Genomic DNA, 18139 nt, shown 5'->3' on the forward strand with positions numbered 1-18139 from the left:
GATTTCGCCGATTGACACAGATTCAAACAAAAAAATCTGTGGAATCTGCGCAATCCGTGGTTGATCTGAGCGCAAACAAGTCATTTTCCTGCCGAGCCTGAGTAGTAACAAAAAGAGAATACAACACTTATCTCTGCCTGCCAAGCGCAAACTATTGAAAAGGCGCCTAAGATTATGGAACAACGGCCCAAAAAACTGCTTGATCGAGCCTGCACTGAGCTTGTCGAACGTGTGCGAGATGTCATCCGCCTCAAACCCTCCTCCATTAGCCTATGACACCCCCCAACCTCTTTGACCATCGCCGGGAAAAGTTGATCCAGCAGGAACAGCCCCTGGCAGCCCGCATGCGGCCCCGCACCCTGGATGAGTTCGTCGGCCAGGGACACATCGTTGGGCCTGGCCGACTCTTGCGCCGTGCCATCCAGGCCGATCAGCTGAGCAGTGTGATATTTTACGGTCCACCGGGCACCGGCAAGACCACCCTGGCCATGGTCATTGCCAACACGACCCAGGCCCACTTCATCGCCATTAACGCTGTCCTGGGGGGAGTCAAGGACATTCGCAACGCCATTGCCGTAGCTCAGGACCAACGGGGCATACATGGGCGCAAAACCATTCTCTTTGTAGACGAAGTGCATCGCTTCAACAAAGCCCAGCAAGACGCCCTGTTGCCGTGGGTGGAGAACGGCACTGTCATTCTGGTCGGCGCTACCACGGAGAATCCCTACTTCGCGGTCAACCGGCCGTTGGTCAGCCGAAGCCGAATTTTCCAGCTCAAGCCACTGGTCGAAGCCGACCTGTATGCCATCGCCCGGCAGGCACTGGCCGACCGGGATCGCGGTTACGGCAGGCTCCCGGTTGAACTCGACGAGAACGCACTGGATCACCTGGTCAATGTTGCCAACGGGGATGCCCGCGCCGTGCTCAATGCGCTGGAACTGGCTGTGGAGACGACTCCGCCAAACAGCAATCACGGATTTCCGGATACCGATCAGCAGATCATCCGCGTCACCCTTGCCGTCGCCGAGGAGTCGATCCAGCGTCGGGCGGTGCTCTACGACAAAGAGGGCGACTACCACTTTGATACGATCAGCGCCTTCATCAAGTCGTTGCGGGGATCGGATCCGGATGCGGCGCTCTACTGGCTGGCCAAGATGGTCTACGCCGGGGAAGATCCCAGGTTCATCTTCCGGCGCATGTTGATCTTTGCCAGCGAAGATGTGGGCCTGGCCGATCCTGACGCATTGACCGTTGTTGTCTCTGCGGCAACGGCGTTCGACCGGGTTGGCCTGCCCGAAGGTCGTTTTCATCTTTCCCAGGCAACACTCTACCTGGCGACGGCGGCCAAGTCCAACTCCACGATGGGCTTTTTCGATGCTCTGAACGCCGTGGAGCAGGAACGGGAGGCCGAGGTGCCCACCCACTTGCGGGATGCCAGCAGGGACAGCGAGGGCTTCGGGCATGGCGAGGGCTATCTCTATCCCCACGCCTATCGGGATCACTGGGTGGCACAGCAGTACCTGCCCGAATCGCTGCAAGGCAAGGTTTTTTATCAGCCGGGCGATCAAGGCGCGGAGGCCGGCATCAAGGCGGAAGTACAACGGCACAGGGAGGCCCAGCTGGCTGCCATGGTCGAGGGGGATGGGATTGGTCCGCCGGAGATTTTGACCTTTTCCGGTGATCGAGTCGCACGGCAGCGCGACCAATGGCTGCAGCGAACCGTCAGCGGGACCGGCCAGCGGCTTGGCGCTGTGCGCGATCGGGTATTGGATGTGGCCGGATTACAACGTCACTCGGTCGTGCTGGATTTGAATGCCGGCAGTGGTCTGCTGACATGGGAGGCCCTGCGCCGGGTGCCCGAGGGGGGCGTCTATGCGCTGGCCCGCGGTGCCGATGGGCAGGCCCTGGCGCAACAGGCCAATCGTCTGGGTGCCGCGGAACAACCGATCATCTTGCAGGGCGAGCTGGCCGATCTCAAGGATCTGCTGGCGTCCAGCGAGCTTGATTCGCAGGCTTTCGACGCTATCGTGGGCAGGAATGCCCTCGGCTCGCTTGATGAAAAGATGACCATGGTCAGTTTTTTAGGATCGCTGCTGGCAGAGGATGGGGTACTCAGCCTGGTCGAGACGGTGCCGGTCTATACCCAGCGGCTCTATGAGCTACTGGACAGGACAGCCCTGGACTCTGATCTGGTTGCTGCGCTGGTTGAGGCTGAGGAGGCGATTTACCGGCGTGACGATGATCCCATGGTCAACTGGAACGAAGAAGACCTGCGGGCCGCTCTCGACGGGGGAAATCTGACGGGCGAGGTGGTGCTCAAACCGGAGCAGCGGGAGCTAATCATCTCGCAGGCCATGCTCGATCGTTGGTTTCAGCCCTCTTCCGACGAAAAACGCCCGAGCTACCGTGACCATCTTGCCCGGACATTGACGGCTGACGACCTGAAAACTGTGCAGAAGGCATTTCGGCTCCAGCTCAGCAATGCCACCGTTAGCTGGTCCGGTGCTAATGCTTTCCTCAAGGCCGGAAGGTGAAAAACATGACAGCAACTCAAATCGCCAATCAGTTTTCCTTTTTGATCTTTCCCCTGACGCTGTTCGCTATTGCTGCGATCGTGCTTCTGGCGCGCCATGCCGGTTGGACCTGGTGGGCCGGTTGGGCCATTCTGCTAGTTGGTTTCCTGGCGATCGTATTATCCACCGGTCAACGGAATACGGCGCGTTTCGATAGCGACGAGAATATCCGCAGATCGCTGGCCTCAGGTGAACAACCAACCCTGGTAGAGTTCTTTTCCAACTACTGACTGGGCTGTGTAGCCAATCGATCGCTCGTGCAGCGACTTGAGGACCAGTGGACCGATGGCAGGGTGGTGACCCTGGACGTGATGGATCCGCAGATCAGGCGATTTGCCGAGGATGTCGGTTTTGAGGTGACCCCTACCTTCATCCTGTATGATGCCCAGGGCAACGAGCTGAATCGCTGGGTTGGCAAGGCGCCGGCACTGGAGGAACTTACCCGGTAACTCAGCTATCACTCGCTGGTGGACATGTGCCTTTCCACGGCGCGCACGGCGAGAGCCAGGCCGATGGTCATGATCAGGTAGAGAAAGCCCACCACGTTGTAGGTTTCGAAGAACTTGAAGGTGCTGGCTGCATAGACCTTGCCCTGGAAGGTGATATCCGCGACTCCCATCACCGACACCAGGGATGAGTCCTTCAGCATGGCGATAAAGTTGTTTCCCAACGGGGGCAGCACCCGGCGAACCGCCTGGGGAAGAATTACATAGCGCATGGCCTGCCAGTTGGACATGCCCAGGGAACGGGCAGCCTCCATCTGGCCACGTTCGATGGACTCGATCCCTGCGCGGAAGACCTCGGATAGAAAGGCGCTGTAGCCGATGGTCAGCGCAATGATGACTCTTGTGGTGAAGTCGAAATCGCGCACCTGTACACCGGCCAGCGCCTGCCCAAGTCCAGTCAGAATACCCAACCCCAGCAGGAATTCTCCCACGGCGTTGACAGCCTGAGCCATCGCTGGCGCTCCGGCGAAGACGATGAAATAGAGCAGCACCAACATCGGCAAACCGCGGATGACCTCGACGTAGAAGGTCGAGATTTCCTGCAGCACGCGTCTGTGTGATACCCGCATCAAGGCAATCAGCAACCCCAACGCCATCGAGAGGGCGTATGCGATCACCGAAACCTTGATCGTGATGCCAACACCCTTTACGACCGCCTGGAAAATGACCGTATAATCCTCGTCGCTGATGATCTTCCAGATGAAAATCAGCCCCAGGATGATAATGAAGATCAACCAGTAGGGTGGACGCCGCAGCAGGCTGCTTATCGAGCCCTTGCGGTCAATCGTAGGTACGGTCTGAGCGTTGACACTCATAGCTTTATCCTTTTCCCAGAGGATTCACAGTGGCGGTTCCGTCGGTCCCGCTTTTACGCAACAGAGCTCGCAGCGCTGCGCCGCGAGCTCCGGCAGTCAAATCGTTAAGTGGATGGTCTTCACCCTGCCGGCAGCGTACTTCAGGCACCTGTCCAGCAGGGAGGTCCAATCAGCGTCTCTCTACTCGGTTGGATCGTAGGCAAAGAACCACTTGTTGCTCAGGTGATCAAAGAAACCATCCACGCGCATGGTAGCGATGGCCTGGTCGAAGCTTTCGACCAGATCACTGTCTGGTGTGAAGATAAAGCCAAAGTTTTCGCTCGCCAGTGGCTCTCCAATCACCTCCAGTTGATCAGGATTGGCGCCGATGTATCCCTTGGTCGATGCAGCATCCATCAGCACCATGTCCACGTCGCCGGTAAGCAAGGCCTGGACGGCTGCGCCGAAGGTCTCGAAGAGCTTGATGCGGGGGTTGGACTCGTCGCCATCCAGTACGTCGTAGACGGCAACATAGAAGTTGGTGGTGCCGGCCTGGGAACCGATCAGCAACTCATCGTTGGCTGCAAATTCCTCCGGCGTGGCGAAGCGATCTTCGCCGGCACCGACCAACATGAACTGCTCGGCGGTCATGTAGGGAATGGAGAAGTCAACCTGTTCCCCCCGCTCCTCGGTAATGGTGATGCCATCCATGCCGATGTCGAATTGGCCCTGGCGAACGGCGGAGATCATGGTGTCCCAGGCGGTCACGTTCCAGTCGACCTCACAGTTGATTCGCACACATAGCTCGTTTATGGCGTCATACTCCCAGCCAATGGCCTCGCCGGTCTTGGGATCGACGAAGTTCAGCGGTACGTAGTCGTTGCCGGTGACCGCAACAACGGTGCGGCCTTCCAGATCGGGCAGGCTGTCGTAAAGGTCATCCTGGTTCGGATCGGTCAGGAAGAACCACTTGTTGTTGAGGAAGTGCAGAAAGCCGTCCTCTTGCATAGAGGCAATAGCGGCATCGAAGGGCTCTGCCAGATCGCTTTCCGGCGTGAAGATGAAGCCGAACTCCTCGGTGCCAAGAGGTTCACCCACGATGTTCAACTGGTCAGGGTTGGCACCCATGTAGCCCCGGCTTGAGGCGGCATCCATCAGCACCATGTCCACATCCCCTGAGAGCAAGGCCTGGACGGCCGCGCCGAAGGTCTCAAAGAGCTTGATGCGGGCGTTGGACTCGTCGCCATCCAGGACGTCGTAGACGGCAACGTAGAAGTTGGTCGTGCCGGCCTGGGAGCCGATCAGCAACTCGTCGTTGGCTGCGAATTCTTCCGGCGTGGTGAAGCGGTCTTCGCCGGCACCGACCAGCATGTATTGCTGTGACACCATGTAGGGGTTGGAGAAATCAACCTGTTCTCCCCGCTCCTCGGTGATAGTAATGCCGTCCATGCCCACGTCGAACTGGCCCTGGCGAACGGCGGAGATCATGGTGTCCCAGGCGGTGACGTTCCAGTCGACGTCGCAGTTCAGGCGCCGGCAGATCTCCTCCACCGCGTCGTACTCCCATCCGACGGCCTCACCGGTCTTGGGATCAACGTAGTTGAGAGGAATGTAGTCATTGCCAGTGACTGCCACGATCGTCCGGCCACCAAGGTCAAAAAGATCACCCTTGGCAACAGGGGCGGCCGGTTCCGGGGCGGGGGCTTCTTCTTTGGCCGGTTCTTGCCCGGCTGGCGCCGGCGCATCCGGTACAACGGCTTGGGGAATCGCTGGTGGTGTGCAGGCCACTGCGACCATGCTTACGATCACGATCAGGAACAGAAAGGCTCGGAAGGTCCTCATGCTATTCACTCCTGTTGGAACGAGTCTCAAGGTGGCGATTGTCTTTCGTGAATTATACCCCGCCCGGGGCATTCTGGGTAACCTGTGGTGCAACATGTCATCCCCGCGGCCAATGCGACACGGCGGCGGTGGGAAAATCGTCAATTGTCGGCGGTCAAGGGTATCGATTCAGATTCCTGGAAGTGACCATCTGATCCTCCGACCTCTGATACTCTGATACTCCGACCCTTCGAGCTACAGCACTTTCGTGACGGACAGCGGCGGCGACAGCGACTGGTTGGCCTCGCTGATGGCCTGTTCGGAGCCCAGGACCACGATGTCCCCTTGTTCCGCTACCAGGTCCAGCAGATCGGCGAAAGAGCGGAAATCCCTGACCTCTGTGGTCAGTACCTCGTTGCGCAGGCGCTGGCGGATCTCGTCGCTGTTTCCATCCAGATGACGGGTCATTGAAGCAAAACCTTTCGTATCTGGCAGCATGTACTGGTCCATGCCTCCGATGACGCCGATGATGATCTTGTCCACGTCCTCCTGGGTGAGGTCCACCTCGCGCAGGTAGTCGGCGGTTGCATCATAGATAGTTAAGGTGTTTTCCAGGTTTGGATCGCGGTAGGAGAGGTAGGCCAGCATGCCGGATATGTTGTTGAAGGCACCGAATCCGCCGTAAGCGCCACCCTGGACCCTCACCTGGTCCCACAACCAGGTATTATCCATGAATTTGACCACAACCAGGGATGATCCATCCAACTCATATCCCAGATCGTACAGGTTGGCTCCCTTGCCAACGTAGTTGACCATGCTCGGGATAGTCAATCCCTCCGGGCCCCTGGCGAATTCGGGCTGCCAGTCGGCGGGGGCAGCCTGCTTTTTGGGCATGGCGTCGATAAAGGTGGCAAGTTGGGGTTGGAAACCATCGTAGGCATCATGATCCAAAGTGACGTTAAGCAGCATGCTGTTACCATCGACCAGCGTGTCTCGCATCTGTTCCAGTTTGACGAGAACGGCAGGCCAATCCTGGTCGATCCATTCTATCAGTTGCCGCAGGAAAAAGATCTGGTCCACGCCGTGCATCTGGTCGCTGAGCCAATCGGCTGTGCGGAAGTGGGAGCGCAAACGGCGGAAAACGACGCTGTGCCCTGAGGGAATCAGACCCGCCTCCAGGCCGGCCTTTCGCTCCAGCACGATCTGGCGAAAGCGATCCTGGTTGTCCAGATCGGCGCTGAGCAGGACGTCGCGCAGGATATCCAGCAACGCCTGGCTTTTGTCGACCGTCGCCTTGCCATCCAGGAAGAACCAGCTTTCTGTATCACCTGGGCGCGACGTAGCCAGATGGGTCGTGGCGGAGATGCCACCGGTTTCCCTGCCGATACGCTGGGACAGTTTTACGTAATCCTCCTCCTCGGTGCCCATGCCCAACAGCAGACGACCGAACAGGCCTGCGTAGGGCAACAGGTCCTGAGGCAATGTCTGCAGATTGAAGCCTACCTGAAGGTAGAGGATGCCATTGGTGGCGATGTCATGGGTGAGGACAGGTACGCCGTGGATCTCTGTCTCCTCAATCGGAATCTTTTTGATCTCCCTGTCCAGGTCATCGACGGTCAGGGTCGGGATCGTTGCCAGATCCTCCGGGGAGTCGGGCATGTCCAGCAGTTTCTTCAGACGGTTCATCTCCTCCATGACTCGTTGAAGGTCTTCCTGCTCCATCTGGCTGCGCGCGGCCTCCAACCGGGTCCGTTCGGCGGCTTCTGCCTCTTCCCGTGCCGATGAATCGGGCTGCAAGAGCACCACCGTGCGGTGGGGATTGTTCAGGAAGTTGCTCTCGATCAGCTCTTCGAAGTAGCGCGGATCCTTTTCGACATTGGCTTTCACTGAATTCAGGGGTGCCTCGAAGGCCAGGGCGTCGATGGGGTCACCACCGTGCTGCCAGAGGTAGAGCGAGGTCAGCCAGCGTGCCAGGCCGCGCGGGAAGGAACCGGTATTGGCTTCCCGGAGTCGAAATTCCATGGTATTGAGCGATGCGGCGATCATGTCGGGGTCGATGCCGTCGCGAGCCAGACCGGTCAACGTATCCAGCACCAGCTGCTCCACCTTGTCAGCGTCCTTGGCTGCGATACCTTTCAAGCCGGTGGAGAAGATACCCTGGCGATAGGCGCTGTCGTAGCCCTGGCCTGTCAGATTCTCGCCGAGGCCGGAGTCGATCAAAGCCTTGCGCAGAGGAGATGCCTGGCTGCCAACCAGAGTGTGGGAAAGGATTTCCAGCGCCAGTGTGTTCTCGATGTCGGTGATCTCGTCGAACATCCAATTGACGGTAATAAAACTGCGATTGACCGGATCCTGGTTTCCCTCCTCGCCTTCCGAGCCTGCATCATAGCCGAAGGTGAACCGCCTGGTTTCTGCAAAGCGAGGTTGAAGCGCAATCGGCGGTGCAGGTTCGATTGCTTCGTAGCCACTCAGATAGGCGTCGACCAGGCGGAAGCGATCGTCCGAAGGATCATCGCCGTAGAAGAAGATATAGGAATTGGATGGATGATAATGTCGTTGGTAGAAACTCTTGAACTGCTCATAGGTGAGATCGGGGATTACCGTCGGATCGCCACCTGAATCCAGGCTGTAGACATTGTCTGGAAACAGAGACTGCTGCGTGTAACGACCGATCAGGGAGTCCGGCGACGAATAAACACCCTTCATCTCGTTGAAAACGACGCCCTTGTAGGTCAGTTGACTATCGGCGCTCTCCAACTCATAGTGCCAGCCCTCCGTTTGCAGTGTCTCCGGGGTGATAAATGGTTTGAACACCGCGTCCAGATAGACGCTGATCAGGTTATAGAAATCCTGAAGATTCTGGCTGGCCACCGGATACATGGTCTTGTCCGGTGCTGTGAAGGCATTGAGGAAGGTGTTCAGCGAGCCCTTTCGCAACTCCTTGAACGGCTCCTTGACTGGATAGGACTCGGAGCCACTGAGGACCGAGTGCTCCAGGATATGGGGCAGCCCGGTGGAGTCCTCGGGTGGCGTGGCGAAAGCAATGCCAAACACCTTGTTCTCGTCGTCATTTTCCAAAGCCAGCAGGCGAGCGCCGGTCTTGACGTGCCGATACACCAATGCCTGTGAGTTTATCTCGGGAACGAAACGTTCCTCGACCAATTCAAATCCATGGATCGTCATTCTACGTGTTTCTCCTGGGGCTCCCGGGGTAAGGAAACCATTATGACTGACCCCTCCAACGGCTTTTCTACCGATTTCGCGGGTCGTTGAGCTGATTATTTGAAAGAGCATTTTACCGTTTGCACGGGCAAAATCCAAATAGCAACATGATCTCATTTTGCATTCTATGATCGTTTGGGATAAAGTTGAGCGATCGGCGTCTCCTTCGCAGATTTCGTCCGGGAAAACTTCATCATCAATGACCCTCTTTCGCTTCGAAACCCCACCCAGCGCATCGATGAACCGGGTGCGAATCATGGATCTACCGGGATTGCCCCTGGATGACGCGGTTCGCGACCGGCGCGGTGATGAACTGATTTCCAACCGCGCATTGATGGCGCTGGCAGCCGAATACGCTGAGGCCCTGGGGCTGCGCCGTGATTCCCTGATCGGCAGGACGCCCCAACTTACCCAGAGCGATGTTTTTCTGCGGGATCAGGCCGCACGTATGGTACAAGAGGCGTTGTCCGGACCGGAAGGGGAGGCGCGGGCCGCGGCAGAGTCGATTGCCCGGCGACTGGGGCGTAATCTGGGATGGCTGCTGGTGGCTCTGCACCGGGGTGACAGATGCAATCGATCTGTCCGGCCTGATTGGCACGCCCGGGACTGGGAAAGGTGGAGCGCCGTACGCACCGTCTGGCTTGGCGGCGGTCTTTCCATCGGACAATTGGGTGACCTGATCGCTGAGGAGGCCCAAACCCTGTTGCGGGCGATGCATTGTGGCGTTATCACCGTGAAGCTGTCGCCATATCGGGATCTGGTTGCCCTGGTGGGCGCTGGCCGTACCGTCCCTGTCGCGTTGATGGATAGACAACGCACTGTTCTGTGCCTGGACTTCGGCCATACGCTGGTGAAACGAGCGGGTTTGATTTTCCGGGATGGTGTCATGGTCGGACTTGAGCCATTGGCGCCGCGCCTGGCCGACTGGCAGCAGATTCTGGGCCAGGCGGAGGCGTCTGAAGCGGTGGGCTTCAGGGTGCTGAACTTCGTAGCGCGTACCATCGCCGAGGCCCTCAGCGAGCTTCCTCAGACTGAACCGGCGGCCATCGTCAGCATTGCTGCCTACAGGCAACAGGGAAGATTGGTGGGCAATGGACCTTATGCAACCATTCATGCTGCGGGAGGCCAGGCGTCGGCGGAGACCATCATCGGCGATGCGGTTGGGCAGCGTACTGGTCATCATCCTACGGTGCGGGTCATTCACGATGGGACCGCAGCCTCGCTGGCTCATGCCGGGACGCCTGACAGCGCAATTCTGATGCTTGGCACGGCTCTGGGTGTCGGGTTCCCTTCCGGCGAGACTGGCGGGTTGTGCCCTGTCGCACCAGATCTGGTACCGGCACAGGCTTGATAACCGATGTTACGCAGTTTTGCCGCTGACCGCCGACCGCCTGTAACCGATCACGGATCGCGGTCCGCCGTCTGCCGTCCGCGGTCTTCTGAAAGCCGTCTGCCATACAGACTTTCCCATGCTGTGTGTTATAATCGAAACCGCAATGGAAATGGTGGCACAAATAGTCCCCGTAATTTCGCCTTCAAACGAAATGTTTGATCTGCAGGGTCAGTTTCATGGAACCAGGAGATAAATACATGGCAACGGACACAACGACAACGCGCGAAAAAGGAAAGGTTGCTCCCGGGCCTGAGGGAAATCAACTGCTTGGCGCACTTTTGAACTCCTCCAAAGAGGACGTGATCGCTTCCTACGTGGAGCTTTGGCGAGAGTATGGTGACGTGGTACGTCTGAACATGGGACCGCTTGCCGTCCAGCAGTTTGTGTTGCCCGAGCATGTCAGGCATATCATGGTGCGGAATGCGGCTAACTATCCCAAGGGCATGAGCCATGACAAGCTGCGCATTGCCCTGGGCAACGGCCTGTTGACCAGTGGTGGTCCCCTTTGGCAGCGGCAGCGGCGGCTTATGCAACCCACTTATACACCACGGGCCGTCACCAGGTTTGCCGATATCATGGTTGACGCGACCGAACAGATGATCAAACGCTGGCAGGTGCAGACCAAATCGGATGATACGCTGGTCGTCAATGCTGAGATGATGCGTCTGACCATGAGCGTGATCTCCCGGTCCATGTTCGACCTGGATATCAGCGAGGATTTCGCCGAAGCCGGAGAGGCGCTGGTAACCATCCTGGAGTTCGCGGCCGAGCGCTCCATGTCGTTTATTGATCCGCCGCTCTTCCTTCCGACACCCATGAACCGGCGATTTAAGCGCTCGATCGAGGCTCTGGATACCTTCCTCTACGCCATTATCGACGAACGGAGCGAGCAACCGCCCGGGGATGATCTGCTGAGCCTGTTGATGACCGCACGGGATGAGGAAACGGGGGAGGTGATGACGCGGGAACAGCTGCGAGATGAGGTTCTGATCACCTTCTTCGCCGGCCATGAGACCACGGCAACCCTGTTGACCTGGACCTGGTATCTGCTTTCCAAGTATCCCGCGGTAGACGAAAAGCTTCAGGATGAGTTGCACAGGGTGTTGGCCGGCCGGCACTCGACCGTCGAGGATATTCCCGAGCTGGCCTATACCCGCATGATCATCGACGAAGTGCTGCGCCTCTACTCGCCGGTGGCGATCATGGCGCGCGATCCGATCGAGGCCGACGTGATCGGAGGATATGAAGTGCCTGCAGGATCGCTGGTTTCGATAACGCCATTCATTACCCACCGCCACCCCGAGTTTTGGGATAATCCAGAAGCCTTTATGCCCGAACGATTTACACCTGAGGAGATCGAAAAGCGGCCTCGCTATGCCTACTATCCCTTCGGCGCGGGCCAACGCATTTGCCTCGGGCAACACTTCGCCCTCCTTGAGGGGGTTTTGGTCGTGGCCGAACTGGCCCAGCGTTATCAACTCCAGGTCGTGCCGGGACTACAACTCATGCCCGAGTTCATGGGGACATTGCGCCCTGACAAGGATCTGCTCATGACATTACATAAGAGGGAGCATTGATGAACGATCAAAGCAGTGGCGAATTGCGGGTCCTGGCCATTTTTGCCCATCCCGACGACCCTGAATTTTCCTGTGCCGGCAGTGCTGCCGCATGGGTTGAGCAGGGAGCCCATATCACCTACGTTATCGTTACCAATGGGGCAGCGGGCAGCAATGACCGGGACCAGGATATCGGCGAACTGGTGTACATCCGTCAGGCCGAGCAGCGGGCGGCCTGCGCGGTCCTGGGTGTGCAAGAGGTACATTTCCTGGGCTACGCCGACGGTACCCTGCAGGCAAGCCTGGAACTGCGGCGCGACCTGACCCGGATCATCCGGCAGGTGAAGCCTCAACGAGTGGTCGTGGGGGACCCAACGGTCTATTTCAGGGGCGACAGATACATCAACCACCCCGACCATCGCGCGGCCGGCGAGGCTGCTCTTTACGCTGTTTTTCCGAGTGCTGTGACCCGCCCGATTTTCCCGGAACTTCTGGCGGAGGGACATGAGCCGCACCAGGTCAATGAGATTTACATGACGAGCGACAGGGCCGCTATCAACACCTTTGTCGATATATCGGGTACCATCGAAAAAAAGATCGAGGCGTTGCGTTGCCACAAGAGTCAATTTGATGTGGGCGATGGGGAGTGGATTCGCAAGTGGGCTGTTGAGACGGGCGGGATTGTTGGATTCGACTACGCTGAGGCCTTCCGGGTGATGAAGCTGGTCGACGAGGAGAGCCAGTAGCAGTATGCCCGACCTGCCCACTGAGGCCGGCCAGTGCTCCACCGTTCAGATATTCGTCCATCAGGCGACACCTTGAAGGAAGAACTTCTGGAAAATGGTGTTTGATTCCCGATTGACACAGCCGTCAAGCGCCGTTATAATCTTCTCGATCATGAAGACACCGAGAATCAATAGCCTACAAACTTTGCGTTTGTTTGCGTCGTTAGGAGTAGTTCAATATCATCTCTGGGAGAACTATTTCGATGTCGCGATCGGTCATCCTGGAACCGATATTTTCCTGGTGCTGGTGGGCGTGGTGACGGCCTACACCCAGGCCAAACGGATTCCCGCCGGCAACTGGTGGGGATACATCAAATCCCGCTATCGGCGCCTCTATGTTACCTATATTCCCCTGTTTTTCATTGCGTTGATCTTCAAGTGGAGCGAAGCAGACCTGGGCTGGGCTGTGAGATCCTTTTTCTTCATTCCCATGGATCGGGCACCTGTCATCGGCCCCACCTGGATGCTGTCCATGTTCATGCTCTTCTATTTTGTGTTCAGCGTCTGTTTCCTGGTGAAGAGCGAGAAGGTTCTGTGGCTGCTCTTTTCAGCCTGGGCGATCCTGATCGCGATGTATAATCTTACGAACTGGCAGCCCCAATTCCCAGACTACTGGAACAATCTGTTGTTTGCCGAGCGGAATCTGGACTTCATATTGGGCTACGGTGTCGGGGTGATCTTGCGAAACGGTTGGTTGCGCACTGCCCAGGCCAGGACACTCATGTGGGCAGGATTCTTCGGCATTGTGGTGGGCACGGTATTGTTGAATCTCGGCTACGACGCCGAGGGACGGGCGTTCATCGTCGGTGTGCCCATTGCAGTATTCATTCTAGGAGTATCGTCCCTTGAACTGAAGGACGCGAAAAGTGGCATGGTACGCTTCCTGACGACTCCCTGGCTCGTTTGGCTGGGCGCCTCATCCTATGTACTGTATCTGAGCCACACCATGTTTTTTCAGGCCTGGAGCCAGGTACTGCCGGTGGCACCAATCTGGGCTCTCCCCATGACAGTTGGGGCAGTGACAGTAGGAGCACTGGGTTATGTTTTCTGGGAACGTCCAGTTCTGGCATACCTGACGAGCAGGAGAATTAAGGTGCCCGGCTTCTCCGTTGCAGATATCAGATTAAAATCAAAGAACGAAGGATGAGACATGAGGCTTCGGTAATCCAACCCTGTATTTAAGGTAAGGAGATTGTATTGCTATGACCGATGTTAGACATCTGACGATGGAAGAGCTGCAGACAGGATTGGATTTAATCCGCCGGTCGCCCAAGGACGACGGCGTGTTGGCCATGATTGTGCGCAGGCCACAGGTTGATGAGCGGGAAGTTCTGGAAGAAGGACGATTGGATCTGCAGGAAGGGCTTGTGGGGGACAACTGGAAAGCTCGTGGCAATGCGCAAACAGCGGATGGCTCGGCACACCCTGACTCACAACTCAATATCATGAATGCCCGCGCGATCGCGCTTCTGGCCCAGGAGAAGGAACGCTGGCCGCTGGCCGGGGATCAGCTTTTTCTCGATCTGGATTTGAGCACTGAAAACCTGCCGGCAGGAACGAAACTTGCCCTCGGGTCGTCTGTGATCGAAGTCACCGACCTGCCCCACACCGGCTGCAAGAAGTTTACACTTCGCTTTGGAGTGGACGCCACGAAATTCGTCAATTCTCCCGAGGGCAAACAACTCCATCTGCGGGGCATCAACGCCAGGGTTGTTCAGCCCGGCGTGATTCGGATTGGAGATGTCGCGCGAAAGATATGAGGGTGTTGCGAGATACGCCAGGCATTGGAATCCCGACACCCCACAAACATCAGGAGACAATCATGGCTCACCATCCGCTCGCGGGTCAGCCCGCGCCACCGGATATTCTTGTCAATATACCGCGGCTTGTATCTGCCTACTATACAGATCGGCCTGACCCCAGCGAAACTTCCCAACTGGTATCCTTCGGAACCTCGGGGCATCGCGGCACTTCCCGGAAAAACTCTTTCAACGAGGATCACATTCTGGCAGTCTGCCAGGCAATCAGCGAGTACCGGCAATCGATGGCCATCAATGGTCCCTTGTACCTGGGCATGGACACCCATGCCCTGTCGGAAGCTGCCCAGGCGACGGCTTTGGAAGTACTGGTGGCAAACGGCGTCCATGTGGTGATCCCGGAGGGCCTGGGATACACGCCCACACCAGTCATCTCCCATGCCATTCTGACCTGCAACCGGGGACAAAGGCAAGGCCTGGCCGATGGCGTGGTCATCACACCTTCCCACAATCCACCCAGCGATGGTGGTATCAAGTACAATCCACCGGAAGGGGGTCCTGCGGATGCGGCAACTACTCAGGCCATCCAGGACCGGGCCAACGAGATCATTCGTGGCGATCTGGCTGAGGTCAGGCGCATTTCTCTGCAAAAGGCCTTGAATGCCGACACAGTTCAGACCCACGACTTCGTAACGGCCTATGTGGCTGACCTGAAAAACGTTGTAGATATGTCAGTCATCGCCGAGGCTGGCCTCAAGGTAGGGGTCGATCCTCTGGGTGGGGCGTCGGTGGCCTATTGGGATCCCATTGCTGAGATGTACGGCATCGATCTGGAGGTAGTCAACCGGCGGGTCGATCCTGCCTTTTCGTTCATGACGGTGGATTGGGATGGCAAGATAAGGATGGATTGTTCCTCTCCTTTCGCCATGGCGAGCCTGATTGACCTGAAAGATCGTTTCGATGTTGCTTTTGGCAACGATCCCGACGTGGACCGCCACGGCGTCGTTGCACCCAGCGTTGGTCTGCTGAACCCCAACCACTTCCTGGCCGTGGCCATCTGGTATCTCTTCCAGAACAGGCCCGCCTGGCCCAGCGCTGCAGCTATCGGCAAAACCCTGGTGTCCAGTTCCATGATCGATCGCGTTGCGGCTCACCTGGGCCGACAGCTCTCCGAGGTGCCGGTGGGTTTCAAGTGGTTCGTCGACGGCCTGCTCGATGGCTCCTACGGATTCGGTGGCGAGGAAAGCGCTGGCGCCTCCTTCCTGCGGCAGGATGGCACAGTCTGGACCACCGACAAGGATGGCATCATCCTGGGCCTGTTGGCTGCTGAAATCACCGCCAGGACCGGCCGTGACCCGGGGGAACACTATCAGGCACTGGAGTCCCAGTTCGGTGCTCCGGTTTACCAGCGCATGGATGCACCTGCCACGACCGAGCAGAAGGCCGTGCTGAAGACTCTGTCACCAGATAGGGTAGAGGCCAGCGAGTTGGCCGGCGAGCCCATCGTGGCCAAATTGACCAACGCTCCCGGCAATAATGCACCCATAGGTGGCCTCAAGGTAGTGACCGAAAACGGCTGGTTTGCCGCCCGGCCATCGGGCACCGAGGCGATCTACAAGATCTACGCGGAAAGTTTCAGGGGAGACTCCCATCTGGCACAGATCCAGGCTGAAGCACAGGACATCGTGGGAGCCGCCTTTCAGGCAGCCGGGTTGTAGCCATGGATGAGACGCAACTCGCTTACGAGCAGTTGATAGATCAAATCATCTCATGGGCGCGAGAGCAGGAGAACGTTCGAGCCGCGATCGTCATAGGCTCGCGTGCACGGAAGGATCATCCAGCCGACCGCTGGTCCGACCTGGATGTGCTCATCCTGGCCAATGATCCGCAACGCTATCTGGATGACAGCGAGTGGGTGCGCGGGATCGGCGTGCCATGGTTGACCTTTGTGGAGCCGACTGGCGATGGCAGCGGATTTGAACGTCGCGTCCTGTTCGAGGGGGGATTGGATGTGGACTTCGCCCCCGTGTCAGTGGCTGAAGTCCGGGCCATGGCGGAACAGGGTTTTCCGCCGGGCGTCCAGGATATCATTCGCCGCGGTGTGCGAATCTTGATCGACAAGGACGGCTTCGCTCGGTATCTGGAGCCAGCCGGGATCGAATCTCCTGTCTACCAGCCACCGACTGATTCCCGCTTCCTCAATCTCGTCCACGATTTCTGGTATCACGCGGTCTGGGCGGCCAAGCATCTGCGACGGCGTGAACTCTGGTGGGCCAAAGGGGGATGTGACGGTCACCTGAAATACCTGTTACAGCAGATGCTGGAGTGGCACGCGCACGCTGTTAAGGGTCCTGAGTGGGACACCTGGATGCGGGGACGGTTTCTGGAACAGTGGGCCGATCCGCGAGCGGTGGCTGCCTTGACCGACGTTTATGCGCATTACGATGGCGAGGACATCTGGCGGGCACTGCAGGCGACCATGGACCTGTTTGCCTGGCTGGCCCCCGAGACGGCAGAACTGTTGGGGTATCCTTATCCGGCGACTGGCGAGCAGCAGGCAACAGCGTTGGTCAAGGCGTTGTACATGGAAAGAGAACAATCTTAGCAGGGAAGATGTTTCAACTACGCTACCAGGTATGGATTTTGATTCTGGGACTTCTGCTTGCGTTGGTCTTGGCGGTTTCTTCGGTGAAGGCAGGTGAAGGGCCGGTTTCCTGGTCCGAAAACCAGACGGCGGAGGGACCCGTTCTCGTCAATCCTGGATTTGAATGTTCGCAGGGCTTTGGTAGCCAACTGGGAATCGACGGATCGGTGCCCCTTGGATGGACCGGGCTGTTGCTCGATGGGCGACCCGAGTTGGACAGCTCTCGTGTCCGGTATACGGGGCAATGTGGCGACGGTGGTTTTGTGGAACGCATCGAGGGACTGGATAGCCTGGTTATGGTTTCCGAGGATATCGAGACCCCACCTCACCCTGGAAAACCCTTTGACGCTTTGGTCTACCAGCGAACTTCTGTTTTGGCCGGCACCGCCTATAGTCTCAGCAGCTGGATGGTCAGCCTGTGCGGCGGCAGTGCCATCCCCAATGACTGCCCCGATGGATACTACATGTCCAAGATGCTGGGAATCGACCCGACCGGGGGAGTCGATCCGGAGGCATCAAGCGTGGTCTGGATCGAGGATCTGAGGAACTTCACCGAGAGTGGCTGGGCAAACCTGCGGCTGGGTACCACCGCCCAGGAGGACCATCTCACCATTTTTGCCCGGATTCGCAGCCCCTTTCGCTGGCACGGTGCCCACGCCTTTCTCGACGCCATCAGCCTGGTTCGCTCGCCGACCGCCCATTTCGTCGGCCTGCCGGCGCTGGTGGACGGCAACCAGGTCACCGTTGGCTGGAATGGCAGCCAGAGTCCCGACATCGCAGCGATACCGGGTGGTACCTACGAACTTCTCTACGATATTCAGGTCCGCGAGGATGGAGCCGATAGCTGGACCGATTGGCTTGTAAGCCGGCCGGCCGGGGAAGCTTTGTTTACGGCAGCTGGAAGTTGTGGTTTCCATCGCTATCAATTTCGCCTGCGTGCAAGATCGGAACAACCGCCGGGATCAAATGGCGCATGGCCCAATCACCGCTACCCGGGCGACTGGAGCCAGCCGGCTACTGTAATATTCCTGAACGATATGCCACCCGTGCCTCGAGTGTTTCTACCCCTGATAAATTGACAAGCTTCA

Annotated in this window: 14 protein-coding genes and 1 pseudogene; 11 read left to right on the forward strand and 4 right to left on the reverse strand. The window is 57.9% G+C overall.

Features of this window, described 5'->3' with window-relative positions:
* The first annotated feature begins 272 nt into the window (after positions 1 to 272).
* The 3 genes from U9R25_14190 to U9R25_14200 are packed head-to-tail and all read left to right on the forward strand — an operon-like array spanning position 273 to position 3022.
* Entirely contained in the window at positions 273 to 2534 is a 2262-nt protein-coding gene (locus tag U9R25_14190; GenBank protein ID MEA3337056.1) for an AAA family ATPase, read from the forward strand.
* Positions 2535 to 2539: 5 nt separating this feature from the next.
* Complete coding sequence (locus tag U9R25_14195) at positions 2540 to 2803, forward strand: hypothetical protein (GenBank protein MEA3337057.1); 264 nt, start codon at positions 2540 to 2542, stop codon at positions 2801 to 2803.
* Between the two features lie 27 nt (positions 2804 to 2830).
* Positions 2831 to 3022, forward strand: a complete 192-nt coding sequence (locus tag U9R25_14200; protein ID MEA3337058.1) for a hypothetical protein — start codon at positions 2831 to 2833, stop codon at positions 3020 to 3022.
* An 8-nt stretch (positions 3023 to 3030) separates the two neighbouring features.
* Here U9R25_14200 and U9R25_14205 read toward each other — a convergent pair whose 3' ends face one another.
* The 4 genes and pseudogenes from U9R25_14205 to U9R25_14220 all read right to left on the reverse strand — a co-directional run bounded on the left by U9R25_14205 (position 3031) and on the right by U9R25_14220 (position 8877).
* Entirely contained in the window at positions 3031 to 3894 is an 864-nt protein-coding gene (locus tag U9R25_14205; protein ID MEA3337059.1) for an amino acid ABC transporter permease, read from the reverse strand.
* Positions 3895 to 4074: 180 nt separating this feature from the next.
* Positions 4075 to 4833: a transporter substrate-binding domain-containing protein gene (locus tag U9R25_14210; protein ID MEA3337060.1), complete on the reverse strand. Its 759-nt coding sequence runs from the start codon at positions 4831 to 4833 to the stop codon at positions 4075 to 4077.
* Positions 4834 to 5538, reverse strand: a pseudogene (locus tag U9R25_14215) (transporter substrate-binding domain-containing protein).
* 411 nt (positions 5539 to 5949) lie between these two features.
* A complete protein-coding gene (locus U9R25_14220) occupies positions 5950 to 8877 on the reverse strand; it encodes an insulinase family protein (GenBank protein MEA3337061.1) in 2928 nt (975 codons plus the stop codon).
* Positions 8878 to 9115: 238 nt separating this feature from the next.
* Here U9R25_14220 and U9R25_14225 point away from each other — a divergent pair, with 238 nt between their 5' ends.
* The 8 genes from U9R25_14225 (at position 9116) to U9R25_14260 (ending at position 18130) form a co-directional block, all read left to right on the forward strand.
* A complete protein-coding gene (locus U9R25_14225) occupies positions 9116 to 10267 on the forward strand; it encodes a hypothetical protein (GenBank protein MEA3337062.1) in 1152 nt (383 codons plus the stop codon).
* A 239-nt stretch (positions 10268 to 10506) separates the two neighbouring features.
* On the forward strand, positions 10507 to 11886 hold the full coding sequence (locus U9R25_14230; GenBank protein ID MEA3337063.1) for a cytochrome P450: 1380 nt from the start codon (positions 10507 to 10509) through the stop codon (positions 11884 to 11886).
* On the forward strand, positions 11886 to 12611 hold the full coding sequence (locus U9R25_14235; GenBank protein MEA3337064.1) for a PIG-L deacetylase family protein: 726 nt from the start codon (positions 11886 to 11888) through the stop codon (positions 12609 to 12611). Before U9R25_14230 ends, U9R25_14235 begins: the two co-directional genes overlap by 1 nt.
* Before the next feature lie 151 nt (positions 12612 to 12762).
* Positions 12763 to 13797: an acyltransferase gene (locus tag U9R25_14240; GenBank protein MEA3337065.1), complete on the forward strand. Its 1035-nt coding sequence runs from the start codon at positions 12763 to 12765 to the stop codon at positions 13795 to 13797.
* Between the two features lie 55 nt (positions 13798 to 13852).
* Positions 13853 to 14410 (forward strand): MOSC domain-containing protein, encoded by a 558-nt coding sequence (locus tag U9R25_14245; GenBank protein MEA3337066.1) that lies wholly within the window; start codon positions 13853 to 13855, stop codon positions 14408 to 14410.
* Between the two features lie 62 nt (positions 14411 to 14472).
* Positions 14473 to 16125 (forward strand): phosphoglucomutase (alpha-D-glucose-1,6-bisphosphate-dependent), encoded by a 1653-nt coding sequence (gene pgm, locus U9R25_14250; protein MEA3337067.1) that lies wholly within the window; start codon positions 14473 to 14475, stop codon positions 16123 to 16125.
* Positions 16126 to 16127: 2 nt separating this feature from the next.
* Entirely contained in the window at positions 16128 to 17012 is an 885-nt protein-coding gene (locus U9R25_14255; GenBank protein ID MEA3337068.1) for an aminoglycoside 6-adenylyltransferase, read from the forward strand.
* A gap of 8 nt (positions 17013 to 17020) precedes the next feature.
* Positions 17021 to 18130: a hypothetical protein gene (locus U9R25_14260; protein ID MEA3337069.1), complete on the forward strand. Its 1110-nt coding sequence runs from the start codon at positions 17021 to 17023 to the stop codon at positions 18128 to 18130.
* Positions 18131 to 18139 lie beyond the last annotated feature (9 nt).

Source organism: Chloroflexota bacterium, from assembly GCA_034717495.1.
Classification (GTDB): Bacteria; Chloroflexota; Anaerolineae; order JAAEKA01; family JAAEKA01; genus JAYELL01.